This window comes from Paenibacillus sp. VCA1 (assembly GCF_031583795.1).
Lineage (GTDB): Bacteria > Bacillota > Bacilli > Paenibacillales > Paenibacillaceae > Paenibacillus_AQ > Paenibacillus_AQ albilobatus.
The window spans coordinates 208,887-232,739 of record NZ_JAVLSX010000005.1; the positions used below are offsets into that span (position 1 = coordinate 208,887).

24 protein-coding genes are annotated in these 23,853 nt (G+C 55.1%); 20 read left to right on the forward strand and 4 right to left on the reverse strand.

Translation table 11 applies throughout. From position 1 onward, the window contains the following. Nucleotides 1–193: 193 nt before the first annotated feature. Nucleotides 194–1,042 carry an alpha/beta hydrolase family protein gene (locus tag RJP21_RS12810; protein WP_310859628.1) on the reverse strand — a complete coding sequence of 283 codons (849 nt, stop codon included), beginning with the start codon at nucleotides 1,040–1,042 and terminating at the stop codon, nucleotides 194–196. 73 nt (nucleotides 1,043–1,115) lie between these two features. Then, nucleotides 1,116–1,865 carry a YwqG family protein gene (locus RJP21_RS12815; protein WP_310859629.1) on the reverse strand — a complete coding sequence of 250 codons (750 nt, stop codon included), beginning with the start codon at nucleotides 1,863–1,865 and terminating at the stop codon, nucleotides 1,116–1,118. A gap of 762 nt (nucleotides 1,866–2,627) precedes the next feature. Here RJP21_RS12815 and rsmD point away from each other — a divergent pair. Further along, entirely contained in the window at nucleotides 2,628–3,242 is a 615-nt protein-coding gene (gene rsmD, locus RJP21_RS12820; RefSeq protein ID WP_310859630.1) for a 16S rRNA (guanine(966)-N(2))-methyltransferase RsmD, read from the forward strand. Further along, nucleotides 3,226–3,720, forward strand: a complete 495-nt coding sequence (gene coaD / locus RJP21_RS12825) for a pantetheine-phosphate adenylyltransferase (protein ID WP_160037337.1) — start codon at nucleotides 3,226–3,228, stop codon at nucleotides 3,718–3,720. Before rsmD ends, coaD begins: the two co-directional genes overlap by 17 nt. Here the strand turns inward: coaD and RJP21_RS12830 are convergent. Next, nucleotides 3,717–4,937, reverse strand: a complete 1,221-nt coding sequence (locus RJP21_RS12830) for a nucleoside recognition domain-containing protein (RefSeq protein ID WP_310859631.1) — start codon at nucleotides 4,935–4,937, stop codon at nucleotides 3,717–3,719. The two genes, coaD and RJP21_RS12830, sit on opposite strands and share 4 nt — an antisense overlap. Before the next feature lie 101 nt (nucleotides 4,938–5,038). On the opposite strand from RJP21_RS12830, the gene RJP21_RS12835 reads away from it, so the two are divergent. Next, nucleotides 5,039–6,079, forward strand: coding sequence for a SepM family pheromone-processing serine protease (locus RJP21_RS12835; RefSeq protein WP_397386218.1), 1,041 nt, complete (start codon nucleotides 5,039–5,041; stop codon nucleotides 6,077–6,079). A 22-nt stretch (nucleotides 6,080–6,101) separates the two neighbouring features. Here RJP21_RS12835 and RJP21_RS12840 read toward each other — a convergent pair whose 3' ends face one another. After that, on the reverse strand, nucleotides 6,102–7,340 hold the full coding sequence (locus RJP21_RS12840; RefSeq protein WP_310859633.1) for a nucleotidyltransferase: 1,239 nt from the start codon (nucleotides 7,338–7,340) through the stop codon (nucleotides 6,102–6,104). A 199-nt stretch (nucleotides 7,341–7,539) separates the two neighbouring features. Here RJP21_RS12840 and RJP21_RS12845 point away from each other — a divergent pair, with 199 nt between their 5' ends. The 17 genes from RJP21_RS12845 (at nucleotide 7,540) to RJP21_RS12925 (ending at nucleotide 23,747) form a co-directional block, all read left to right on the forward strand. Continuing rightward, nucleotides 7,540–8,049, forward strand: a complete 510-nt coding sequence (locus tag RJP21_RS12845) for a YceD family protein (RefSeq protein ID WP_310859634.1) — start codon at nucleotides 7,540–7,542, stop codon at nucleotides 8,047–8,049. Between the two features lie 59 nt (nucleotides 8,050–8,108). After that, complete coding sequence (rpmF, locus tag RJP21_RS12850) at nucleotides 8,109–8,282, forward strand: 50S ribosomal protein L32 (protein ID WP_036645943.1); 174 nt, start codon at nucleotides 8,109–8,111, stop codon at nucleotides 8,280–8,282. Nucleotides 8,283–8,480: 198 nt separating this feature from the next. Continuing rightward, the gene (fapR, locus tag RJP21_RS12855; RefSeq protein WP_160038407.1) at nucleotides 8,481–9,059 is read left to right on the forward strand and encodes a transcription factor FapR; all 579 of its coding nucleotides are present in this window, start codon (nucleotides 8,481–8,483) and stop codon (nucleotides 9,057–9,059) included. A 1-nt stretch (nucleotide 9,060) separates the two neighbouring features. Next, nucleotides 9,061–10,071: a phosphate acyltransferase PlsX gene (plsX, locus tag RJP21_RS12860; protein ID WP_160037341.1), complete on the forward strand. Its 1,011-nt coding sequence runs from the start codon at nucleotides 9,061–9,063 to the stop codon at nucleotides 10,069–10,071. Continuing rightward, a complete protein-coding gene (locus RJP21_RS12865; protein ID WP_310859635.1) occupies nucleotides 10,068–11,057 on the forward strand; it encodes a beta-ketoacyl-ACP synthase III in 990 nt (329 codons plus the stop codon). Before plsX ends, RJP21_RS12865 begins: the two co-directional genes overlap by 4 nt. Nucleotides 11,058–11,204: 147 nt before the next feature. Continuing rightward, a complete protein-coding gene (fabD, locus tag RJP21_RS12870; RefSeq protein WP_310859636.1) occupies nucleotides 11,205–12,128 on the forward strand; it encodes an ACP S-malonyltransferase in 924 nt (307 codons plus the stop codon). Between the two features lie 50 nt (nucleotides 12,129–12,178). After that, nucleotides 12,179–12,928, forward strand: a complete 750-nt coding sequence (fabG, locus tag RJP21_RS12875) for a 3-oxoacyl-[acyl-carrier-protein] reductase (RefSeq protein ID WP_160037344.1) — start codon at nucleotides 12,179–12,181, stop codon at nucleotides 12,926–12,928. A 101-nt stretch (nucleotides 12,929–13,029) separates the two neighbouring features. Beyond that, nucleotides 13,030–13,263 (forward strand): acyl carrier protein, encoded by a 234-nt coding sequence (gene acpP, locus RJP21_RS12880; RefSeq protein WP_019638123.1) that lies wholly within the window; start codon nucleotides 13,030–13,032, stop codon nucleotides 13,261–13,263. A gap of 132 nt (nucleotides 13,264–13,395) precedes the next feature. After that, nucleotides 13,396–14,634, forward strand: coding sequence for a beta-ketoacyl-ACP synthase II (fabF, locus tag RJP21_RS12885; protein ID WP_310859637.1), 1,239 nt, complete (start codon nucleotides 13,396–13,398; stop codon nucleotides 14,632–14,634). A 12-nt stretch (nucleotides 14,635–14,646) separates the two neighbouring features. Next, nucleotides 14,647–15,357 (forward strand): ribonuclease III, encoded by a 711-nt coding sequence (gene rnc / locus RJP21_RS12890; protein ID WP_160037346.1) that lies wholly within the window; start codon nucleotides 14,647–14,649, stop codon nucleotides 15,355–15,357. 157 nt (nucleotides 15,358–15,514) lie between these two features. Beyond that, entirely contained in the window at nucleotides 15,515–19,084 is a 3,570-nt protein-coding gene (smc, locus tag RJP21_RS12895; protein WP_310859638.1) for a chromosome segregation protein SMC, read from the forward strand. Between the two features lie 33 nt (nucleotides 19,085–19,117). Then, nucleotides 19,118–20,128 (forward strand): signal recognition particle-docking protein FtsY, encoded by a 1,011-nt coding sequence (gene ftsY / locus RJP21_RS12900; RefSeq protein WP_160037348.1) that lies wholly within the window; start codon nucleotides 19,118–19,120, stop codon nucleotides 20,126–20,128. 482 nt (nucleotides 20,129–20,610) lie between these two features. After that, complete coding sequence (trhA, locus tag RJP21_RS12905; protein WP_160038409.1) at nucleotides 20,611–21,258, forward strand: PAQR family membrane homeostasis protein TrhA; 648 nt, start codon at nucleotides 20,611–20,613, stop codon at nucleotides 21,256–21,258. Nucleotides 21,259–21,419: 161 nt separating this feature from the next. After that, nucleotides 21,420–21,776 carry a putative DNA-binding protein gene (locus RJP21_RS12910; protein WP_310859639.1) on the forward strand — a complete coding sequence of 119 codons (357 nt, stop codon included), beginning with the start codon at nucleotides 21,420–21,422 and terminating at the stop codon, nucleotides 21,774–21,776. Nucleotides 21,777–21,800: 24 nt separating this feature from the next. Then, on the forward strand, nucleotides 21,801–23,183 hold the full coding sequence (gene ffh, locus RJP21_RS12915; protein WP_160037350.1) for a signal recognition particle protein: 1,383 nt from the start codon (nucleotides 21,801–21,803) through the stop codon (nucleotides 23,181–23,183). Nucleotides 23,184–23,221: 38 nt separating this feature from the next. Next, nucleotides 23,222–23,494, forward strand: a complete 273-nt coding sequence (gene rpsP, locus RJP21_RS12920; RefSeq protein WP_036714483.1) for a 30S ribosomal protein S16 — start codon at nucleotides 23,222–23,224, stop codon at nucleotides 23,492–23,494. A 22-nt stretch (nucleotides 23,495–23,516) separates the two neighbouring features. Continuing rightward, nucleotides 23,517–23,747 (forward strand): KH domain-containing protein, encoded by a 231-nt coding sequence (locus RJP21_RS12925; RefSeq protein ID WP_160037351.1) that lies wholly within the window; start codon nucleotides 23,517–23,519, stop codon nucleotides 23,745–23,747. Nucleotides 23,748–23,853: the final 106 nt, after the last annotated feature.

The following is a 23,853-nucleotide window of genomic DNA, read 5'->3' on the forward strand; positions in this document are numbered from 1 at the left end:
TCAGAATCCATCTTGCTCGGGGACAACAGCTGTTCGTCCATTGTGACTGTTAAGCTTGCAAACGGTTGCTTAAGGCCGGTGAGGAATTGGAACGGTCGGGGGATTTTTAACGAACCCTTTTTAGTTTATTCGAAGCAAGACGTTGTAGGGAAACGGCAGGCGCGCGGCGTTTTTTACGCCGGCCCTGCCGTTTTTAAGTAAAGGCCTGATGTTTTCGGATCCAATCGAACATCCGTTTAATGGCCATCATATGCGTTTCATAGGGTAAATGGTGGCCGTAGCCCTCGTACCAGTGCAGCTCTGCATCTTTGCCCAGTTCCTTAAGCCGTTCATACATCCGAAGGCCATGGCCGGGATGGACCTGCTCATCTTCGCTTCCGTGGATGATCAGCACCGGACAGCGGATGCGTTTTGCCATGTTTATCGGGGAGCGTGTTTCGTATGCCAAAGGGGATTTATTCGGATTGCCCACGACCCGCTTCAGCATCCGGCGCAGATCCACCCGCTCCTCATAGGTTTTGGCCAGATCCGAAACGCCGCCCCACAGGACAAGCTGCGAGATGTATCCCGTTTCCGCCGCCGCATATGCCGCATTAATGGAGCCGCGGGAGAAGCCCATCGCCGCGATGCGGTTCCGGTCGACGAAAGGGAGGCTCTCAAGCAGCCTGCATGCTGCCGGAACGTCTTCCATATCCGCGCCGCCGAATTCGTCCCGCCCTTCTCCGCCTTGCGTTCCCCGGTATACGGGGGCAAAAACGATAAACCCGCTCCGCGAAAATCGCTCGAGCCACTCGGTTTTCACCTGCCCGACTCTGCCGATGCCGCCGCGGCAATAAATGAGAACGGGCCACTTCCGTTCATGGATATCCAGCCGCTCCCGCTCCACGTTGTTCGCTATGACGGTCATGGGAAGCCGTTCCCCGCCGTATATGTTGCGGACATGCGCTTCCAGCATTTCCGGTTCGACCTTGTATCCATACGGAAGGGAGAGATAGCCCTTTACCTGATATTCGCCGGAGCGGTATGTCAAATGAATCATCATGGAGATCAGCTGCCTTTTCGTTTGCTTCTTCTTAATTGTCGCTTGTTCCGATTTCGAGCGCAGTCACGAATGACTATAGGCAGTCCCAGGTATAGAACACGTTCGAAAAATCCAAGCGTTTCAAATCCTCCCGGCGGATAAAAAAATTGCCGACGCCGGAATCTCCCCAAGAGACATAATACTGCTTGTCGTCGCCTTCGATGTCCAACTGAAGGAGAAGTTCCCAGTCCCCTTCCGGTCTTGGGTCCTCCTGCGCAAAATAAGGGTACCCTCCGATGCGCGACCCGCTGGAATCCGCCAAATCCCAATATTTCGAGTAGGCTGCTTCGTCCCGGTCGAACGCGGGCAGATCCCACTTGTCGGAACCCCGGTCCACTGGCGGGATGTACTGCTTCTCAAGGTTTCCGGTCAGCTTGTAAGGCCCTCCCAAAACCGGACTGTACAAGTCGGGATCTTCCGGGCGGTAAGGATCGATATCTTCCAGTTCGGCCGCTTCTTCAACATGAAGGATGCGATAGGATTGGTCAAACAGACCGAACGTATCGTCCTGCTTCACGAAAAGACTCGTCAATCCGCGGGCGGGGAAACCTTCAAGGCGGGGCAATTGGGCCCAATTGATTTGGGCGATGAACAGATAGTCGTTTCCGTCTTCATCCCGGGGCCATGGAGATTGGGGCGGAAGCCAAGGCGTTCCTCCTACTTTGCTGTCGGTCAACCGTACGGTTTCTTTCGTAAGCTTCAGCCTCACCGACGGTTTGGCGGTTTTTTCGAGGTAATCCAAAAATTCCGGAGTCCACCTGTTGTCGCCGTCAAGAAATTGCATCTTGATTGTTCACCTCGATTTCAATATGTATGATTTCTTTTTACCGCATGAGGAAACAAAACCTACGTTTATTGTAGTCGAGCCGCAGCATAGTCCGCAAACGGGTGGCCGCTCCGGATGCGGTTCTTTCCCGGCAGATTGCTTTCCTTTGTTATTAGATATGTTTGCAGTCATAAGACTGGGTTGGCGGGAGGACAACCGGGCCTATTCTGTCTGCGGGGTTCCTTAAAGGCCTCGGAATGGGTATGGGTGCGAACGACCCCGTTTAAGTCCAGATGATAGTTCGAAAATTCACTTGGCATTGACAATGACGAGCTGCCTAAGGCCGTCATTTTTTTCTCTTTTAATTAACGCCGGTTAAGGAATAGGTGGGAAATTGATCAAAGTAGACTAGCCGATCCGCAGCAGTATGTGAACAGGGAGGTCGAGATTTATTCTTGAGTTATAAGGTGTTTTTGGACAATAAAATCGGGCGCCCCTTTCGGGACGCCCTTTCATGGGAGAGGAGAAACCGGACGAAGAGCTTATGGGGAAACGTAAGCTTTCCGCGGTTGTCTACGACATTCGTTGATGTCGATAGTTAAAGCATTCCCCTTATAGCCCTCTTTATACATCCCTTTCCAAAAAAATTGTCCGAGGGGTTCATTTTTCAAATTCGGGTTGGTTGTGGTACGATATTCGTCAGAAAAAGGCATGCTGCGAACTTCTGAATGGACAGCATCGCACAAAAGAATTTTTAACGACGAAAATGGGTGAAACAACGTGAGAGTAGTATCGGGGAGCGCCAAAGGAAGGCCGCTGAAGGCAGTCCCGGGCATGGGGACGCGTCCGACGACGGATAAGGTGAAGGAAGCGATTTTCAGCATGATCGGTCCATTTTTTGACGGGGGAGTTGCCCTCGATCTGTTCGCGGGGACCGGAGGACTTGCGATCGAGGCGCTGAGCCGGGGGATGGAAAAGGCGATTTTTATCGACATGGACCCGAAAAGCATCGAAACGGTCCGGGCCAACCTGAAGGCCGCCAAGCTGGAGGAAAAGGCCGAAGTGTACCGCAATGAGGCGGAACGGGCGCTCAAAGCGCTCGCAAAGCGCGGGGTCGTGCTGGACGTCGTGTTTTTGGACCCGCCGTACCGGATGAAAAACGGAGACAAGCTGATGGAAACGATGCACGAAAAAAACATGCTGGCAAGCGGGGCGACGATCGTTCTCGAACATGAATCGGGTTACGAATACCCGGCCGAGTTCGGCCCTTTTGCTTGCGTCCGGCATGCGGTGTACGGGGAAACGGCGGTTTCCATTTACAAATATGACGAACATGATGCGGCCTCGTCCGAAGACGAAGCCGCCGGGGAGGCCGAGAATGAGCTCGACGAATAAAAGAATCGCGGTATATCCGGGAAGTTTCGATCCGGTCACGATGGGCCATTTGGACATCATTCAGCGCGCGGCAAGGCAATTTGACGTTCTGGTGGTCGCCGTGCTGGTCAACCGGAGCAAACAGCCGCTGTTTTCGCTTGAAGAAAGGATGGATTTGATCCGAAAAGTAACGACCCACCTGCCCAATGTGGAGGTGGACAGCTTTCATGACCTGACGGCCAATTACGTGCGTCTGCGGAACGCGCAAGCGATCGTGCGCGGGGTACGCTCCGTGACGGATTTCGAATACGAGCTGCAGATGGCGTCCGCCAATCATAAGCTGAATCCGGATGCCGAAACCGTCTTTATGATGACCAATCCGAAATATTCGTATTTAAGCTCGAGCATTGTCAGAGAGATCGCAGCCTATCAGGGGGACGTCAAGGATCTGGTTCCGCCTGAGGTGGAGGATGCGCTGCGCCTGAAATTCGGCGGCTAACGCGGAAATTTGCGGGATGGCTGCAGCAGCATGAACAAAAGCGAGCATACCAGCATGGCGGCCAGCATCATACCCTGCCACTGAAACAGCTGCGGCACGATTTTCCATAACGTCAAATAACCGCTCCAATCGGCCGCAAGCTCTCCGTTGCCGTTAAACGCGTTGCTCGCGTTTTTCGGAAAATAGCGGAGAAGCGGCCAGGCGAACCAAGTGCCCGCGAAAGCGAGCGCGCCGTGAAGCAGGCGGACAAGCATGAAACGGAACCAGCGGATGCCCGTCTTTCTCAGCAACGACATGGATTGCAGCATGGCGCAGATGCCGCCGAAGCCGAGCAGGGCCGAAATGACGGACCACTGCATCCGATCCGCGGCAAAGACCGCCGCGCTGGCGTCCCTTGTTCCGAGATGCACCTCGAAAGCTCCGGACAACACGTAAGCGGGAAGGCCGGACGGCAGAAAACGGCTGGCGATTTGGATGACGACCGCAAAAACAATGATATAGCCGCCGATCATCATCAAGGTTTGCACGGCGTTCGTGACCGAATCGCCCAGCAGCCTTCCGAATCCGCGGGCGTCTTTGGCATGGGCCACCTTGGCGGCATGAAGGGAGCGGACGAGCAGTGAACGCCCGTCTTTGCGGTTGCCTTTATTCCCTGCATCATTTCCCGAGGTTTTGCTATCGGCGGGGCGCTTTCGTCCGAGCAAAAGAAATGCGAGCAGACCGGCGGCCCAATGAACGGCCAGCACGATATACCCTGCCGAAGGTTCGTGCATCAATCCGGTCGCGATGACGACGAGAACCAGCATCGGGTTGCAAAAATGGGAAAGGGCGGCGAGCCTGTTGGCATCCTCACCGCTTAATTCCCCTTGGTCGAACAGCCGCCGGGCGGATTGGGCTCCTCCGGGATAACCCGTCGTCATGCCCATCGCCAGAACCCAGCCGCCAACGCCGGGAAGCCCGAACAGTCGTTTCATCAGCGGCTCGAGCCATGCGCCCAAGGCATGTATCCAGCCGTACGCGATCAATATTTCGGATAAAACAAGAAAAGGAAGCAGCGCCGGAAAAACGATCTGCCACCATAATCGCAGACCCTGCAGGGAAGCCTGAAAGGCCGGTGCGGGAGAACTGACGACGGCAGCCACCAGCGCCAGGGCGCCTGCCCCTAGCAGCACCGTGGCGGCAGAGGGCGTTAAGCGGAGAGGGGCTTTTTTTTTCATGATTTTCACCTCTTCTGAGTAAACATAGCTAGTACACAATCTATGCGGGAAAGACAACCATAAGACCAGGGGAGCAGGATGGAATGAGAGAAGGGAAAAATATGCAGCGCACGAAAAAACGGGAATCGGCCCGCCTGATCCTCTACATTTTTGCGGTGGCCCTGCTGGTATACGTGACGGTTTACATGCCGACGCCGTATATCATTTACCAGCCGGGAAGCGCGGACGAAGTCAAGCCGATGCTTTCCGTCCAAAAAGGGGACCCCGAGGAAAAAGGCGCTTTTATGATGACGACGGTATCGGCGAGTTACGCCAATCTGGTCATGCTTGTCGTTTCGGCATTTAATCCGAACGCGGAAATCGACAAAAAGCAGGCGCGATTGGGCGACCGCAGCGAAGACGAATATGCCGCGGAGCAGGTATATCTGATGAGCGATTCGCAATCCTCGGCCATGGAAGCGGCGTACCATGAAGCGCATGTTCCGTACAGCATCGAACCGCAATATTTGTTTATTTTTTCAACGCCGGAAGGAGACGAAGCACGCAAAAACTTCAAGCCGGGCGACCGCCTTTCCGAAGTCGACGGGAAGCCGGTGACCGACAATAAAAGCTTGGCCGACCTGCTTCAAACGAAAAAAGTGGGGGATCAGGTTACCGTCAAATTGATCCGGAGCGGCAAAACGCTGGAGGAAAACGTGAAGCTGATCGAGCTGAAGGATAAGGACACCAACAAAACGCGTCCGGGGCTTGGCGTCACGATCGCAACGATGCAAAAAGTCGTATCCCGGGATCCGGGGCTGCAGGTCAATTTCGAAAATACCCGCGTCGGCGGGCCGTCCGCCGGCCTGATGTTCACGATGGAAATCTACAATCAGCTGACGAAGGGTGATTTGTCCAAAGGTTACCAGGTTGCGGGCACGGGTACGATCGACAAGGACGGCAACGTCGGCCCGATCGGCGGGGTTCAGCATAAAATCGTCGCCGCCGACCGGAAACATGCGGAAATCTTTTTCGTACCGAAGGATAATTACGCGGAAGCGAAAGCGAAAGCGGACAAAATAAAAACCGGCATGAAACTCGTGCCGGTGGAAAAGCTGGAGGATGCCATCGGCTATATGGAGAAACTTCAGGCCAAATCCTGACGCCGGGGGTTGGAATCCAACCTTATTCGGGATAACGGATCGGCGCCTCAAGATAATCCCTGAACATGCTCTGCGTCGTTGGGTGCGGAAACGCATTGGCGTATGCCGCCGAAGCCCTGAGATCGAGCGTGAGCTGGGGGTGCTCGAAGGAAGACGGCTTGACGATGACCGGTAGGGAGGCGGTCTTCTTCATTCGCTTCAACAGCTGCCGTCCCCGGCCGTTAAAGCCCAGGACGCGCAAATATCCCGGCCCTTCGGCAAGCGCTTCGGGGGACATCTCCCGTTTCGTGTGGCCAAGCATAATATGCGTCAGCATCCGCTGAAGCTTCGTATGCGTGTAACGTTTCGTTTTGAGGGCTTGCAGCAGCTCGCCTACGGTTGGTTCCTTCAGGGTAAACAGAAGCCGCCGCAGACGGTGTTCCAGCCCTTCCGTCACCTCGTGCAGACCGGCCAAGTCTTGCGGTGCGCCGGTCAGGAGGATATGCACCAGCGACCCGCGGAAGGAATTCCAGGTGACCGGTCCGCGTCCCTCACGGAATTCCCGATCGAGAATGCGGAGCGTCGATTCGGGGATATAGGGGCTGGCCGCCGCCAAATCCTGCTCCACGATCATCTTCCGGACTGCCGTTGCGCTGGCGATCGCCGCATGGGAAGGCTGCTCGTCATGATACGCGGCATGGATTCTCGGGATGGTCAGCGGGCGGATCGGGCTCCCCAGGCGGTTCAGCGCGATCAGGTAATGCAGGCCAAGCGTGTGGTTCGGCTGCTGAAGCGTCTGCAACACATCGCTTTCATCTCCTGGCATGTTCGCAGCTTCCGCCGCGGCGCGGCTGTATGCGGCGGGATAATTCATTCCGTCCCGCAAATGAAATGCGATACGCTCTTGAAGCTCCGGGCTTTCTTCCGCGAGGATCCGCGAGAGGGGAAGCAGCAGGTCAAGCGTGCCGCTTTCCGTCCCGAAGCAAAGGCTGTCCACGACGCCCGTGGCGTGCAGCAGGGAGACGGCACCGAAGGCAAACCATTCCGCAGGCTGCACGGCGTAAGCGGCCGGGAGCTCGAGGACGAGATCGGCCCCCATCGCCAGAGCCATTTCGGCCCGGGCGAATTTGCTGACGATGCCCGGTTCGCCGCGCTGAAGAAATGGGCCGCTCAGTACGGCGACGGCGTGCTCCGCGCCTGTGATTTCCTTGGCTTTGTTAAAATGATGGACATGACCGTTATGTAAAGGGTTGTATTCGACGATAATTCCGACGGCAGACATCAAGTTCAACTCCATCCGCTTTGTTCATTCCAGTCCAATATAACATAAAAGACGGCCGTCTCTGCAACAATAAGCGGTATGGGGACCTATGGACCGTTCCGTGCGAACGAAACTCCAAAAAGGCAAAGTAAAGGTCGAACTATTGACAAAGCTTCCAAGGTATCGGTATAATAATTTTTGTTTGTTTGGAGTGATGTTTATGCACTTTCAATTTAAGAAAATGGCAGCCGGCAGCCAGCCGCTGCAGGTCCGTCAGCAAGTGGATGTAAGCCGATTAGTTCAAGGACTTGGCGATATAAGAGCACCCCGGCCGCTTTTGGCGGAACTGGAGGTTTCCTGCGTCGGACAGGATGCGGTAGAAGTCCAAGGAAAGCTCTCCGTAGAGCTGGACATGGCCTGCTCCCGCTGCTTGAAACCCGTGCATCAGCATCTGAACATTCCATTCCACGAGCGGTTCAAGCTTGTGAAGGCGCCTGAAGAAATTCAGGATGAAGATGACGATACCATTTACGTGGACGATGAGACAGTGGATCTTGTTCCGTACGTGGAGGAATCATTTGTGCTTCATATTCCGATGACCGCGGTTTGCAAGGAAGATTGCAAAGGGCTGTGCCCGAATTGCGGGGCGGACTTGAATGAAGGAGCCTGCGACTGTGATACCGAAACGGTCGATCCACGGCTTGCGGCACTGAAAGATTTTTTTAAATGAGTATGCAAGCATGACCGGAGGCTGACGCCGACGGTTGATTGAAATAAGGAGGTGGGAACATGGCAGTACCTCAACGGAGAACGTCCAAAACGCGTCGTGACAAACGTCGTACTCACTTTAAACTGGCGGTGCCAGGCATGGTGAAATGTGAACAATGCGGAGAATTGAAGCTTGCTCACCACGTATGCAAAGTGTGCGGAACGTATAAATCGAGAGAAATTATTTCGCAGTAATGCGGGAAATCAAGTAGTACTTCATCTTTGGTGAGGTGCTATTTTTTTTGTCTCCTCTTCCTTTTTGGCTTGCCATGCTATATACTGTTTTAGTACCAGGTTCTAAAATGATCGGACGAATCGGTTGCAAAAACCCGTTTTACAATAAATCATTGCCGGATAAGTTAAGGAGCGTAGGAGGTGCCTCTGATCGAACGGTTGCCCAAGAAACAGCGACATCAGCAGTTGTTGAAAATCATAGAAGATAATCCGTTTGTGACGGATCGCGAGTTGACCCGCGAGCTGAAGGTCAGCATTCAAACGATCCGCCTGGACCGCATGGAACTCGGGATTCCCGAACTTCGGGAGCGCATGAAGCAAATGGCCGAGCATTCCTACGACCAAGTGCGTTCCCTTCCGTTGGACGAGGTGATCGGCGATGTTGTGGATCTGCAGCTGGACAAAAGCGGCATCTCCATATTCGAAATCCGGGAAGAGCACGTCTTTTCACGGACGCATATAGCGCGCGGCCATTACGTCTTTGCCCAGGCCAACTCGTTGGCGGTGGCCCTGATCAACGATGAAATCGCGCTGACCGCCTCGGCGGACATCCGCTTTTTGCGGCAGGTTCATCTCGGCGAGAAATGCATCGCCAAGGCTTATGTAAGGTCGATGAACGGACACAAAGGAAAAGCCAAGGTCGAAGTTTTCACCTATGTCGGCGAAGAAATGGTGTTCCAAGGCAATTTCGTCATTTACAGGTCAACAGGGGAAGATCATATTGAAGGGGGAATGTAGTATGCGGATCGCCATTGACGCCATGGGAGGCGACAATGCTCCCGCTTGCAACGTTGAAGGGGCTTTGGCCGCAGCTGCCGAATGGAAGGATACGGAAATCATATTGGTGGGTGACGAATCGAAACTTCACCCGCTGCTTCACAAAACGAACGGCCAGGTTCCTTCCAACCTGACCGTCCGCCATGCGGGCGAAGTGATCGAGCCCGAGGACGAGCCCGTCAAGGCGGTGCGACGCAAAAAGGACGCCTCCATGGTCGTGGCCGGACGCATGCTAAAGGAAAAAGAGGCCGATGCGATGATTTCGGCCGGCAACACCGGGGCGCTGATGACCACGGGGCTGTTGGTCGTCGGCAGAATGGAGGGCATCGAACGGCCGGCCCTTGCCCCGATGATTCCGACGCTGGACGGGGCCGGCGTCCTGGCGCTGGATTTGGGCGCCAATATGGACGCCAAACCCGAGCACCTCGCTCAGTACGCCTTGATGGGAAGCCTGTACAGACAAAAGGTGATGGGCGTCGAGCGGCCGCGCGTCGGCCTGCTGAACGTCGGCACGGAGCCGGGCAAAGGGAATGAGCTGACGAAGCACACGTACCCGCTGCTTGAGCAGATGCCGATTCATTTCGTCGGCAACGTGGAAGCCCGCGACATCATGACGGGCAACTGCGACGTGCTCGTGTGCGACGGCTTTGCGGGCAACATTTTGCTGAAGGCTGTCGAAGGCACGGCGGGAGCGATGTTCAAGCTTTTGAAGGAGCAGTTCACGGCCAATTTCAAAAGCAAGCTGGGAGCCGCCCTTCTGATGCCCCAAATGCGCGGGCTGAAGGAAAAGCTGGATTACAAGGAACACGGCGGCGCGCCGCTTCTCGGCCTGAGCGGATTGATCGTAAAAAGCCACGGTTCGGCTGACGGCAACGCGATCAAAAACGCGGTCCGCCAAGCCCGGATCGCCCTTCGGAACAAGTTGGTAGAAAGCATTTCAAACGAAATTAGCGGGAAGAGAGTGACGATATGAATACATTGCGGCCAGTAGGGATCATCGGCACGGGAATGTACGTGCCCGAGAAGGTTTTGACAAACGCCGACCTGGAAAAAATGGTGGACACCAATGACGAATGGATCGTATCCCGTACGGGAATCCGTGAACGCCATATCGCGGCGGACGATCAGGCGACTTCCGATCTTTGCTACGAAGCGGCGGTAAAAGCGCTGGAATCCGCCGGCATGACGGCCGACCAGCTCGACCTGATTATCGTGGCGACGATTACGCCGGATACGTTCTTCCCGTCCACCGCGTGCATTTTGCAGGATAAGCTTGGGGCGAAAAAAGCGGCCGCATTCGATTTGTCGGCGGCCTGCTCCGGTTTCGTGTACGGCCTTGCGACGGCAAGCAATTTTATCGGATCGGGCATGTACAACAATGCTTTGGTCATCGGAGCGGATTGCCTTTCCCGCATTACGGACTACACCGACCGCAACACATGCGTGCTTTTCGGGGACGGAGCGGGGGCCGTCATTCTCGGCGAGGTGCCTGAAGGGCGCGGGTTCCAATCCTTCGACCTGGGCGCCGAAGGTGCGGGAGGCACCCTGCTTAAGCTCGAAGCCGGAGGTTCCAGAATGCCTGCTTCGGTCGAAACGGTGGAAGGCAAAAAGCATTACATTTACATGAACGGCCGCGAAGTCTTCAAGTTTGCCGTACGCGTCATGAACACCGCTACGGGGGACGTACTCAAGAAAGCGGGCAAAACCAAAGAGGATATCGACCTGTTCGTGCCGCACCAGGCGAACATCCGGATCATCCAATCCGCCATGGAGCGGCTGGAGCTATCCGAGAGCAAGGTGGTCATTAACGTGGACAAATACGCGAACACGTCCGCGGCTTCGATACCGCTCGCTTTGGTCGAAGCGGCGGAGCAGGGACGGATCAAGGAAGGCGACTGCGTGCTGATGGTCGGCTTCGGCGGCGGACTGACTTGGGGAGCTTCCGTTCTCATTTGGTAAGATCCGCCTGCGTACGGGGAACTCGTGAATTCCCGTGTCGTTTCTATATACGTCAGCGCCGACCATGACGCGGACAACCTCCGTGCACTGCAAGGGGCGGTCCGGCGTTTTGCGAGGCGTCAACCGAGAATGAGAGGAGCGTAAAAGATGGGTAAAACGGCATTTGTATTTCCCGGACAGGGAGCCCAGTCCGTCGGAATGGGCAAAGACTTTTACGAAGCGGTCCCCGCTTCGCGCGATATTATCGACAGCGCGGACCGCGCGCTTGGATTTTCGATTTCCAAGCTGATGTTCGAAGGTCCGGACGACGAATTAAAAAAGACGTTTAATACGCAGCCCGCCTTGCTGACCGCAAGCGTCGCCGCCTTGGCGGCACTGCGCGAGAAAGGAATCGCTCCCGACTTCGTGGCGGGCCACAGCCTGGGCGAATACAGCGCGCTGGTCGCGGCCGGCGTGCTCGGATTCGAGGACGCGGTTCGGATCGTGCGCGCACGGGGCGAATTCATGGAGGCGGCGGTTCCCGGCGGGCAAGGCGCCATGGCAGCCGTGCTCGGCGCCGACCGCTCCGCCTTGGAGCAGTTGTGCCGGAGCATTACCGAAGAGGGCCGTCTGGTAGAGATGGCCAACATCAACTGCCCGGGCCAAATCGTCGTATCCGGTTCCAAAGAAGGCGTGGCCGCCGTCGGCGAGCGCGTGAAGGAAGCGGGGGGCAAGCGGGCGATCCCGCTGGAAGTCAGCGGACCTTTCCATTCTTCTTTGATGAAGGACGCGGCGGAGCAGCTGGGGGCCAAGCTTAAGGAGGCAACGTTCCATGAACCTGCTGTTCCGGTCGTTGCCAACGTAACGGCCCGTCCGGCCGAAAGCGCGGACCGGATCCGCGAGCTTTTGGTGGAGCAGGTTTATTCTCCCGTGCTTTGGGAAGACACGGTGGCCTACCTGATCGCGGAAGGCGTCGACACGTTCGTCGAGATCGGGCCGGGCAGCGTGCTGACGGGGCTCGTCAAAAAAATGGACAAAACCGCGAAACTCATCAACATCAACACGCTTGAAAGCCTGTCTGCAAGTTTTTAAGATGAAGCGACAGGCATCCGAGGTATACTAAGAAGAAAGGAGAATTTCGCATGTCCAAACCACTGCAGGGACAAGCCGCGCTGGTTACCGGCGCATCCCGCGGGATCGGCCGCAGCATCGCGCTTGCGCTTGCCGAAGCGGGGGCGAACGTCGCCGTCAACTATTCGGGCAGCGAGGCTGCCGCGCAGGCCGTCGTCGAGGAAATCAAGCGGCTCGGCGTTGAGGCGTTCGCCATTCAGGCCAACGTAGGACAATCGGATCAGGCCGAAACCCTCATTAAAGAGGTAACGAACGTTTTCGGCCGGATCGACATCCTGGTCAACAACGCCGGAATTACGAGAGACAATCTGATCATGCGCATGAAAGAGGAAGAATTCGACCAAGTGATCGAAACGAACCTCAAAGGCGTGTTCAATTGCCTCAAATCCGCGAGCCGTCCGATGATGAAACAGCGCTACGGCCGGATCATCAACATTTCGTCGGTTGTCGGCGTGCTCGGCAACGCGGGGCAGGCCAACTATGTCGCGGCGAAAGCCGGCGTCATCGGCCTGACGAAATCGTCGGCGCGCGAGCTTGCTTCGCGCGGCATTACGGTAAACTGCGTGGCTCCGGGATTCATCGATACCGACATGACCCGCGAGCTTTCGGATGAACTGAGAGACAAAATGATTCAGGATATTCCGCTCGCCCGCCTCGGCCAGCCGGAGGAAATTGCCAAGGTCGTGGTTTTCCTGGCTTCCGAAGGGGCATCCTATATGACAGGACAAACTCTTCATGTAGATGGCGGCATGTACATGTAATGCCCGCTAAACCGGCGCAGACGCCAATAAGAGAACCGTTTTCATAGCCTCTGGCATTTTGAAAACATTTCTCGTATAATACCAAGGAGGAGGTGAACCGGATGTCCGATGTATTGGAGCGTGTAAAGCGCATCGTCGTGGATCGTTTGGGTGCTGACGAAGCTGAGGTAACACTGGAAGCATCTTTTAAAGATGATCTTGGTGCTGATTCTCTCGACGTTGTTGAACTCGTCATGGAATTGGAAGACGAATTCGATCTGGAAATCTCTGATGAAGACGCAGAGAAAATTACGACCGTAGGTGAAGTTGTAAATTACATACAATCTCATACCTAAGTCATTTGATAAGTCCCGTACTGCTCTACAGGCGGGACTTCTCCTCATTTTGAAAGTGAAACGCCAGACGACATGAATATATTTGCAGCGGGCCCGCTTTGGTCCGTGCATTCGATATAGAGGTGAATGTATTTGAAGCATAGAGTGGTTGTAACCGGGATGGGCGTTGTGACGGCACTCGGCCATGACCTGGACACGTTTTGGAATAACTTGATGGCCGGCAAGTCGGGAGTTTCCCGGATCGAATCGTTTGACATCAGCGAATACCCGACACAAATCGCGGCTTCGGTCAAGGATTTTAATCCCGAAGACTTCATGGACAAGAAGGAAGCCCGCAAGATGGACCGTTTCGTCCAGTTTGCCGTCGCGGCCGGGAAATCCGCCCTTCAGCATAGCGGCCTTGACATCGAAAAGGATGCGGACGCCAACCGCGTCGGCGTTTCGATCGGGTCCGGCATCGGCGGTCTCGGAACATGGGAAGACCAGCACAACATTTTGCTCGAAAAGGGACCGAAACGCGTAAGCCCGTTCTTCATCCCGATGATGATCGCCAACATGGCTTCCGGACAGCTGTCCATCATGCTCGGGGCGAAAGGACCGAACACGACGCCGGTCACGGCCTGCGCAACCGGTTCGCATGCCATCGGCGATTCCTTCAAGCTGATCCAGCGCGGCGACGCGGACGTTATGGTTTGCGGCGGCGCGGAAGCGACGATCCGTCCAACCGGCATGGCGGGATTTTGCGCGATGCGCGCGATGTCCACCCGCAACGACGAACCTGAAAAAGCGAGCCGCCCGTTCGACATTGACCGCGACGGATTTGTTATGGGCGAAGGCGCGGGCATTCTGGTGCTCGAATCGCTCGAACATGCGCAAAAACGCGGTGCGCGCATTATCGCCGAAGTCGTCGGCTACGGCCTGAGCGGCGATGCTTACCACATTACCGAGCCGGATCCGGACGGCCCGGCACGCTGCATGACGATGGCGCTTCGCGACGCCGGCCTTGCTCCGGATGCGGTCGACTACATCAACGCGCACGGGACTTCGACGCCTGTCGGCGACCGTTCCGAAACGATCGCAATCAAGAAGGCGCTGGGAGACCACGCTTCCAAAGTAGCGGTCAGCTCGACCAAATCGATGACCGGCCATCTGCTTGGCGCGGCAGGCGGGGTCGAAGCGGTCATTTGCGGATTGTCGCTCGAACATCAAAAAATCGCGCCGACGATCAATTTGGACAACCAGGATCCGGAATGCGATTTGGACTACGTTCCGAACAAGGCGCGCGACGCGAAGCTTAATGTCGTCATGTCCAACTCTTTTGGCTTTGGCGGTCACAACGCCACGATCATTCTTAAAAAATTCGATGAGTAAGGGGACGATTTGTTGAGTGGAGATCTGAAGCAGTTACAGCAGAAACTTCAAATCCAATTTCACAATCGGCTGCTGCTGAAACAGGCCTTTACCCACGCTTCTTATGTCAACGAACACCGCTTCAGCCAGCAGCAGGATAACGAGCGTCTGGAATTTCTGGGCGATGCCGTGCTGGAGCTGACGGTATCCGAATATTTGTACCGGCTTTTTCCGAACCGTCCCGAAGGTGAACTGACAAAGCTGCGCGCGGCCATCGTCTGCGAGCCGTCGCTCGTGAAGTTTGCGGAAAGTTTGGAATTCGGGCAGTACGTGCTGCTCGGCAAAGGGGAAGAGCTGACCGGCGGGCGAACCCGCCCGGCTTTGCTCGCGGACGTTTTCGAATCGTTTGTCGGCGCCCTTTATCTCGATCAGGGGCTGGATGCCGCCCGTTCGTTTTTGCAAACCTATGTGTTTCCCCTGGTTGAAGCCGGAGGCAACCTCCATATGAGCGATTACAAGACAGAGCTGCAGGAATTGACGCAGCATCATAACATGGGCGCTTTGGAATACCGGATCGTCGAAGAACGGGGTCCGGCGCATGAACGTGAGTTTGTCTCCGAGGTTTATATGGGGAATGAGCGTGTAGGAAGAGGAACGGGCCGCTCTAAAAAAGAAGCCGAGCAGCAGGCTGCCGCAGTCGCGTTAAAGCAGCTGAAGCTGGCTGGCATTGACGGCTCCCTGTAAATAGTCAAGGACAAACAAAGAGCAAAGAGCAGTCGCACTTTAATGAACGGCAGTAGCCTTCAGACTGCTTTTTGCTCTTTCTTCGTTGAAAGCCGGCGGGATTCCCAATGAAGCGCGGGGTTATGGTATTATAAGGTTTAGAGGTGATTTGGGAAAAATGTTTTTGAAGCGGATTGAATTAGCGGGTTTTAAATCGTTTGCCGATAAAACCGAAATGGAGTTTGTCCGCGGCATTACGGCGGTCGTGGGTCCGAACGGCAGCGGCAAAAGCAACATTTCCGACGGGATCCGCTGGGTTCTTGGGGAACAAAGCGCCAAATCGCTGCGCGGAGGCAAGATGGAGGACATTATTTTTGCGGGAAGCGACGCGCGCAAAGCGGTCAATTTCGGCGAGGTGTCGTTAACGCTGGATAATGAGGACTATGCCTTGCCTCTTGATTTTAACGAGGTGACGGTGACGCGCCGGGTGCACCGGAGCGGAGACAGCGAATATTTTATCAACAGGCAATCATGCAGACTGAAAGACATTACCGAATTGTTTATGGATACCGGCATCGGGAAAGAAGCGTATTCCATCATCGGACAAGGCCGGATCGAAGAGATTTTGAGCACGAGGTCCGAGGATCGCAGGGGGATTTTTGAAGAAGCCTCCGGTATCGTCAAATATAAATCGCGGAAAAAGGATGCGGTGCGCAAGCTGGATGAAACCGAGCAAAACCTGCTCCGCATTCACGATTTGGTCACCGAGCTCGAAGATCAGATCGGGCCGCTGAAGGAACAGTCCGAAAAGGCCATTCATTACAAACAGCTGCGCGAGCAGCTTAAAACGAAAGAGATATCGCTGTACGTGTACCAGATCGAGCAGATCCACGCCGCCTGGAGCGAGGCGAACGCCAAGCTGAAGGTGCTGCAGGAGGAGCAGCTTCAGCTGTCCACGGTCGTGTCCGCGCATGACGCCAAGCTGGAAAGCGATCGCGCTGCGCTGCGCAAGCTGGAGACGGAAGTCGAGACGCTGCAGGGTGAACTGCTGCAGTACAGCGAAGCTTACGAGAAAAGCGAAGGTTACGCGGAAGTGCTGCGGGAGCGCAAGCGGAATCTGGAGGCGAACCGGGAACAGCTTCTGAGCACGTTGAGCAGCGGCGACGAGCGTTTTGAAGACCGGAAAGCCGAAATCGAGCTGCTAAAAACGAAGCTGGAGGCTTCGCAGGAGGAACTGAAGCAGCTGCGCGAGCAGCTTTCCGCCGAAGAAACCAAGCTTGCGGGCTTGACGGGCGGGATCAGCCAGCAGCAGGAGGAAAGCCTGAAGGGCAACCTGCTCGAGCTGATGAACCAAATGGCCCAGGCACGCAACGAAATCCGTTACGCGGACCAGCAGCAGGAAGCCTTGTCCCGCCGGATGAGCCGTGCCGATGAGGAAACGGACAAATGGGAAAGCAAAAAAACAGAGCTCATGGGGCGCAAGCAGCAGCTTGACCAGGCGATCGAAAAAATCGGGCAGGAGATTCGGGATCTGCGGGGCGGCTACATTACCGAAAGCGAACGCTACCAGTCGCTGCAGCGGCTGCTGGACGAAAGCCAAAGCATGCTGCGGAAGTGGGAGCAGAAGCGCGAGGCGCAAATTTCGCGCCGCGACACGATGAAGGAAATGGCCGATGACTTCGACGGCTTTATGCTTGGCGTCAAGGAAGTATTGAAGGCCGCCCGCAAATCGGTGCTTCACGGCGTACACGGCGCCGTCGCGGATCTCATCCGTGTCCCTGAGCGGCTGGAGCTTGCGGTGGAAACCGCGCTCGGCGCGTCGCTTCAGCATGTGGTCATGGACAACGAGGCGGTGTCGCGCCAGGCGATCGCGTTCTTGAAGCAGCGGCAGCTTGGCCGGGCGACATTTCTGCCGCTCGACGTTATCCGCGCGCGGAATATTGCCTCCGGCGACCGTTCCATGGTCGAGGGCGTAGAAGGTTACGTCGGCATAGCGGCGGATCTCGTGCAATACGACGGCAAGTATGCTCCGATCGTCGGCAGCCTGCTCGGCAACGTCATTTTGGCGGAAAGCCTTGAGGTCGCGAACAAAATCGCGGCGCGCTGCCAATACCGTTACCGGGTCGTCACGCTCGAAGGCGACGTGGTGAACGCCGGCGGTTCGATGACGGGCGGAAGCCAGCACAAAAAAAACAACAACCTGCTTGGCCGCAAACGCCAGCTTGAACAATTGGACCAAGAAATAACCGATACGGAAAATCAGCTTTGCAAGCTGACTCAAAGCATTCAGGACGTGAAAAACCAGCTGAACGAAACGCAGGAAAAGCTGGATGAGCTTCGCCAAGCCGGCGACGAGAAGCGGGTCGAAGAACAAAGCCTTTCCGGCGACCTCAAGCAGCTGGAGCATGAGCTTCGGCATGTGCTGGAGCAGGTCGAACTGGCCGGTCAGGAGAAAAACGGATTCAATGAAGAAAACGAGCAGCTGCAGAAAACCCGGGAAGAAGCCGTCAAAAAGCTCGCCCAGCTGGAAGAGGAAGAGAAAGCGACGCATCAAGCGATCCAGGCTGCCGAGTTTGCCCGCAAGGCAAGCGAAACGGCCAAGGAGGAGCTGCAAACCCAGCTGACCCAGCACAAAGTCCGGGAAGGCAAGCTGGATCAGGAATGTTTCTCGCTCGAGGAGCAGCTGCGCCGGATGCAAAACGAGTTTAATTCCCAGGACAAGGAGCTGCGCCAATCGAAGACGCTTCTGGCTTCCATCGAGGCGGATCTCGAAACCAACGCCAAGGAATCCATCCAGAGAATCGAGGACCTCAACCGTTACAAGCTGAAGAAGGAGCAGGCTTCCGAGCAGCTGGATTTCAAACGGGCCGCGCGGATGCAGCTTTCCAAAAAGCTGGAGCAGGACGAAAGCGAAACGAAAGAGCAGCGGACGCGTCTGAAAGCGGTGGAGGACCAGCTGCGGCAGACGGAAATCGGCGTGAACCGGCTCGACGTGGAGCTTGAGAATATCCTCAAGAAGTTGAGCGAGGACTACGAGCTGAGCTATGAGCTGGCGAAAGCGAGATATCCGGTTCCGGAAGACGTGCCGGCCGTGCAGGCCGATGTTCGCGAATTGAAGCACGGCATCGCGGCGCTGGGAGATGTGAACCTCGGCGCCATCGAGGAGTATCAGCGCGTCAACGAGCGCTACCAGTTCCTCAGCGAACAGAAGGCCGATTTGATCGAGGCCAAAACGACGCTGTACGAGGTCATCCGCGAAATGGACGATGAAATGTCCAAACGGTTCAAACAGACCTTTGACGCGATCCGGCATGAATTCGGCACGGTATTCGTCAAGCTGTTCGGCGGCGGCCGCGCCGATCTGGTGCTGCTCGATCCCGAGCATCTGCTTGAGACGGGGATCGACATCGTCGCCCAGCCTCCGGGCAAAAAGCTGCAAAACCTCCAGCTGCTTTCCGGCGGCGAACGCGCTCTGACCGCCATGGCGCTGCTGTTTGCGATTTTGCAGGTCAAGCCGGTGCCGTTCTGCGTGCTGGACGAAGTGGAGGCGGCGCTCGACGAAGCCAACGTCGTCCGGTTTGCCCAATATTTGCGCGAATTTTCCGAGCAAACGCAATTTATCGTTGTGACGCACCGCAAAGGCACGATGGAAGAAGCGGATGTGCTGTACGGCGTGACGATGGAAGAGGGCGGAGTTTCCAAACTGGTGTCCGTCCGTCTTGAAAACGACGAGGCAGAAATCGCCTGATCCAGGCAATAGCGACAGAGATGGAGGAGACGTATGAGCTTTTTCAAAAAGCTGAAAGAAAGCATTTCCAGCAAAACGGAGGCGGTGACAAGCAAATTCCGCGACGGGCTGGAGAAAACCCGCAAAGGGTTTGTCGAGAAAGTGGCGGACCTGATGATTCGCCGCAAAAAAATCGACGAGGAATTTTACGAGGAGCTTGAAGAAATTTTGATCGGCGCCGACGTCGGAGTGAACACCGTCATGGATCTTATTGACGATCTGCGCGCCGAAGTGAAAAAACAGCGGATCGAAGATGCGTCCGAGCTGCAGCCGATTTTGTCGCAAAAGCTGATGGAGCTGCTGCGCGGAGACGACGACAACGCGATCCGGATGAATCCGGACGGCATTACGGTCGTTTTGTTCGTCGGCGTCAACGGCGTCGGCAAAACGACGACGATCGGCAAGCTTGCGCACCGCTTCAAGCAGGAAGGCAAAAAGGTGATTCTCGCCGCAGGCGACACGTTCCGTGCCGGAGCGATCGAGCAGCTTGAAGTATGGGGAGAACGCGCCGGCGTCGAGGTGATCAAGCAGCATGCCGGATCGGATCCTGCGGCCGTCATGTACGATGCCGTTCAAGCCGCCAAGCAGCGGCAGGCGGATGTGCTCATCTGCGATACGGCGGGACGTTTGCAGAACAAAACCAATCTGATGGAAGAGCTCAACAAAATTTTCCGCGTCATCCAGCGGGAAATTCCGGGCGCGCCGCATGAAGTGCTCATGGTGCTCGATGCAACGACCGGACAAAACGCGCTGAACCAGGCGAAGCTTTTCGGCGAAAAAAGCGGCGTTACCGGCCTCGTGCTCACAAAGCTGGATGGAACGGCCAAAGGCGGGATCGTCGTGGCGATCCGCCAAGAGCTCAACCTGCCGGTGAAATTCGTCGGTCTCGGCGAAAAAATGGAAGACCTGCAGCCGTTTGATTCCGAGCAGTTCGTACATGCGCTTTTCGCCGGACTGATTCAGGAGCAAGAGCAAGGCGATGAGACCGAAACGGCTAATGATTAAAGGTTATCCGTCTTAGTACGGGGTCATGATCCGAGTCGTGATATAAAAAAGGCTTTGCCATGGAAGGTCCGGGTTTCCGGGGAAAACCGCTTCCTTCGCAAAGCCTTTTTTCTTATTAGAGCGCTGATCCGTGAAGCAGTAGAGGGCGGTGAAGCGGGGGCCGCGTCTTCTGCCCGGCCGTGTACAGGCACACCTTCGGGGCGATTTTCATAAGCTTTAACAGGCTTAAGTCTAGGCGAAAAACCGGTACATAAAAAAATCCTTTCTTGCGGTACGCTCGAACATGATGTTTTTGGCATCAGTCAGCTGCAGCACCTAAAGTTACAGCAATATTTCATATCTCTTCATCGTTTTTTTATAGCAAATTTCCCCTTTGAACCTTCCAACGGAACAGCTGAGGACGGCCGGGATCCCGCGAGAGTGGAAATGGTAGAGGAGGGACGGTTATAATGTTAATAAAAGAAACGATGAGAGGGTTGTTTATGGCCAACACTTATACCTACAGCCGGCGGGAAGAAGTGGCCAACGCCATTACCCACGGCATCGGCGCCTTGCTTAGCGTCGCGGCCCTAGTGGCGCTGGTCGTCTTTTCGACGATGAAAGGAACGGCGTGGCATATCGCCAGCTTTTCCGTATACGGGGCGACGATGCTGATTCTGTATTTGAATTCCACCCTGGTGCATAGCTTTAAAGAGGGAAAAATCAAGGACCTGTTCGAAATTTTCGACCATTCCTCGATCTATTTGTTTATCGCGGGCACGTACACGCCGTTTATGCTGGTGGCGATCCGCGGCACGCTTGGCTGGACCTTGTTCGGGATCGTGTGGGGAATCGCCGTGCTGGGCTGTATTTTTAAAGCCTTTTTCACGAAACGGTTTTTGTTTATGTCCACGATTTTTTATTTGATCATGGGCTGGATGGTCGTCGTGGCTTGGGGTCCTTTGACCGCGGCGGTTGCGCCCGGCGGGATTGCGCTGCTGACGGCAGGAGGCATATTGTATACGCTGGGAACGATTTTTTACGTGTGGCGGGGATTTCCCTACCATCATGCCATTTGGCATTTGTTCGTGCTGGCCGGAAGTATCGTTCACTTTTTCGCCGTGCTGGTTTATTTGCTGCCATGGTCGTAAAAAGCCCGTCATGACGGGGAGAAAGCGTTCCTGGATTCCGAGGGAAGATCCGCTCCAAAGATGACAAGGAATAATGCTTGACATCTTTCCTGGATTTATGTATGATAAGGAACGTTAATGAACTGTAAAGTGTTTTTCCTTGACGAAGGGAGTGCCCCTGGATGAGTCAGGAGAATCGGCTCGAGAAAACGAACCGCATCAATCTGCTGTTTGATTTTTATGAACTTTTGCTGACTGAGAAGCAGCAGACGTTCCTTAAATACTACTTTCACGATGATTTTTCCCTCGGGGAAATCGCCGCCGAGTTCGAAATCAGCCGGCAGGCGGTATATGAACATATTAAACGGGCCGAACAGGTGTTGGAGCAATACGAGGAAAAGCTCGGGCTGCTGAAAAAACACGAACGACGCGTTCAAGAGCTGGAAAAGCTGCGTGAGCTGGTCAATGCCAGCGCGATCGCGCAGGACCGGAAAACGGACATCAACGATATTGTGGATCAATTGGAAGCATGGGAATAAAGCAAACGAAGGAGGTGGCGGTTCATGGCATTTGAAGGATTGACCAGCAGGTTGCAGAACGTGTTCAGCAAGCTGCGCGGCAAAGGGAAGGTATCCGAGGACGACGTAAACGAAGCGATGCGCGAAGTGCGTCTGGCCCTTCTCGAAGCGGACGTCAACTTTAAAGTCGTCAAGGATTTCGTAGCCAAGGTGAAAGAAAAAGCCATCGGTACCGAAGTGATGCAAAGTTTCACGCCGGGCATGGTGATCATCGACATTGTCAACAAGGAACTCACCGAGCTGATGGGCGGAAGTCAGGCGAAGCTGGCGAAAGCGAACAAGCCGCCAACCGTGATCATGATGGTCGGTCTGCAGGGCGCGGGTAAAACCACGACTTCCGGCAAGCTGGCGAAGATGCTGCTGAAGCAAAACCACCGTCCGCTGCTCGTAGCAGGCGATATATACCGGCCGGCTGCGATCAAGCAGCTTCAAGTGTTGGGCGAACAGATCCATGTGCCGGTATTTTCGCTTGGCGACAAGACAAGCCCGGTGGAGATCGCCAAACAGGGCTTGCAGCACGCCAAAGACAACGGCCATGACTATCTGATCGTCGACACCGCCGGTCGTCTTCATGTCGATGAAGAGCTGATGGAGGAACTGCGGCAGATACACGCCGAAATCAAGCCGGACGAAGTGCTGCTCGTCGTCGATGCCATGACGGGGCAGGATGCCGTCAATGTCGCGGAGACGTTTAACAAAGAGCTCGAACTGACAGGGGTTGTCTTGACGAAGCTCGACGGCGATACGCGCGGCGGCGCCGCGTTGTCCGTCAAAGCGGTAACCGGCTGTCCGATCAAATTCGCCGCGCTTGGCGAAAAGGTCGATGCGCTCGAGCCTTTCCATCCGGAACGGATGGCTTCGCGGATTCTCGGCATGGGCGACATGCTGTCCCTGATCGAAAAGGCGCAGGCCAATATCGACACCGAAAAAGCCAAGGAAATGGAGCGCAAAATGCGCAACGCCGAATTTACCTTCGACGATTTCCTGGAGCAGATGGAGCAGGTTAAGAAGCTTGGTCCGATCGATCAGATCATGGACATGATTCCCGGCATGGGTAAGCTGAAGCAGGCGAAAGATTTGAAAGTCGACGAGAAACAGATGAGCCGCATCGAAGCCATCGTCTTCTCGATGACGAAAGAGGAGAAGCAGCATCCGGATATCATCAACCATAACCGCCGCAAGCGGATTGCGACAGGCAGCGGAACCTCGCTTGCCGAAGTGAACCGGCTGATCAAGCAGTTCGACGAAATGCGCCGGATGATGAAACAGTTCTCCGATATGATGGGTCCGAAAGGCCCTAAAGGCAAAGCTTTGAAACAGCTTAAAGGATTGGCCGGCAAAGGCGGAATGAGATTCCCGTTCCGTTAAGCCTGGATATATATATTTTGTTGAAGGAGGTGAATTTCGTGGCAGTACGTATTCGTCTGAAACGCATGGGTGCTCATAAAGCCCCTTTCTACCGCATCGTGGTATCGGATTCCCGTTCCCCGCGTGACGGTCGTTTTATCGAAGAAATCGGTTACTACAACCCGGTTCAACAACCGGCTGAAGTCAAAATCGATGAAGATAAAGCTCTTGCTTGGCTCCAAAATGGCGCACAAGCTTCCGATACGGTTCGCAACCTGCTGAGCAAAGCAGGCGTGTTGAAGAAGTTCCATGAGCTGAAGCAACAGAAATAATGACTGATGGTGAGGGTTATCTATGGAAGAATTAGTTGGAGTTATTGCTAAGGCTTTAGTGGATCATCCCGAAGATGTGACCGTGAAAACGGTGGAGAAGGATCACCTGATTGTGTATGAACTGACCGTGCATCCCGACGATGTAGGCAAAGTCATCGGCAAGCAGGGGCGGATCGCGAAGGCGTTTCGCACGGTCGTCACTTCCGCAGCAGTCAAAATGGATAAACGCGTAACCGTGGATATTATATCTTAAAGGTACGAAGGGGGCTAGGATGTATTTCCTAGCCCTTTTTTTCAAAATATAAAGGATGAAACTTGAAGGATTTAAGCCTTGTCCACGGTATTATATATAGTAAAGA

Excerpts from the sequence above, each read along its gene's own strand:
- RJP21_RS12810 (WP_310859628.1), bottom strand. The coding sequence starts at position 1,042 with ATGATGATTCATTTGACATACCGCTCCGGCGAATATCAGGTAAAGGGC.
- RJP21_RS12815 (WP_310859629.1), bottom strand. The coding sequence starts at position 1,865 with ATGCAATTTCTTGACGGCGACAACAGGTGGACTCCGGAATTTTTGGAT.
- coaD (WP_160037337.1), top strand. The coding sequence starts at position 3,226 with ATGAGCTCGACGAATAAAAGAATCGCGGTATATCCGGGAAGTTTCGAT.
- RJP21_RS12830 (WP_310859631.1), bottom strand. The coding sequence starts at position 4,937 with ATGAAAAAAAAAGCCCCTCTCCGCTTAACGCCCTCTGCCGCCACGGTG.
- RJP21_RS12835 (WP_397386218.1), top strand. The coding sequence starts at position 5,039 with ATGCAGCGCACGAAAAAACGGGAATCGGCCCGCCTGATCCTCTACATT.
- RJP21_RS12840 (WP_310859633.1), bottom strand. The coding sequence starts at position 7,340 with ATGTCTGCCGTCGGAATTATCGTCGAATACAACCCTTTACATAACGGT.
- RJP21_RS12845 (WP_310859634.1), top strand. The coding sequence starts at position 7,540 with ATGCACTTTCAATTTAAGAAAATGGCAGCCGGCAGCCAGCCGCTGCAG.
- rpmF (WP_036645943.1), top strand. The coding sequence starts at position 8,109 with ATGGCAGTACCTCAACGGAGAACGTCCAAAACGCGTCGTGACAAACGT.
- plsX (WP_160037341.1), top strand. The coding sequence starts at position 9,061 with ATGCGGATCGCCATTGACGCCATGGGAGGCGACAATGCTCCCGCTTGC.
- RJP21_RS12865 (WP_310859635.1), top strand. The coding sequence starts at position 10,068 with ATGAATACATTGCGGCCAGTAGGGATCATCGGCACGGGAATGTACGTG.
- fabD (WP_310859636.1), top strand. The coding sequence starts at position 11,205 with ATGGGTAAAACGGCATTTGTATTTCCCGGACAGGGAGCCCAGTCCGTC.
- fabG (WP_160037344.1), top strand. The coding sequence starts at position 12,179 with ATGTCCAAACCACTGCAGGGACAAGCCGCGCTGGTTACCGGCGCATCC.
- acpP (WP_019638123.1), top strand. The coding sequence starts at position 13,030 with ATGTCCGATGTATTGGAGCGTGTAAAGCGCATCGTCGTGGATCGTTTG.
- smc (WP_310859638.1), top strand. The coding sequence starts at position 15,515 with ATGTTTTTGAAGCGGATTGAATTAGCGGGTTTTAAATCGTTTGCCGAT.
- ftsY (WP_160037348.1), top strand. The coding sequence starts at position 19,118 with ATGAGCTTTTTCAAAAAGCTGAAAGAAAGCATTTCCAGCAAAACGGAG.
- trhA (WP_160038409.1), top strand. The coding sequence starts at position 20,611 with ATGGCCAACACTTATACCTACAGCCGGCGGGAAGAAGTGGCCAACGCC.
- RJP21_RS12910 (WP_310859639.1), top strand. The coding sequence starts at position 21,420 with ATGAGTCAGGAGAATCGGCTCGAGAAAACGAACCGCATCAATCTGCTG.
- ffh (WP_160037350.1), top strand. The coding sequence starts at position 21,801 with ATGGCATTTGAAGGATTGACCAGCAGGTTGCAGAACGTGTTCAGCAAG.
- RJP21_RS12925 (WP_160037351.1), top strand. The coding sequence starts at position 23,517 with ATGGAAGAATTAGTTGGAGTTATTGCTAAGGCTTTAGTGGATCATCCC.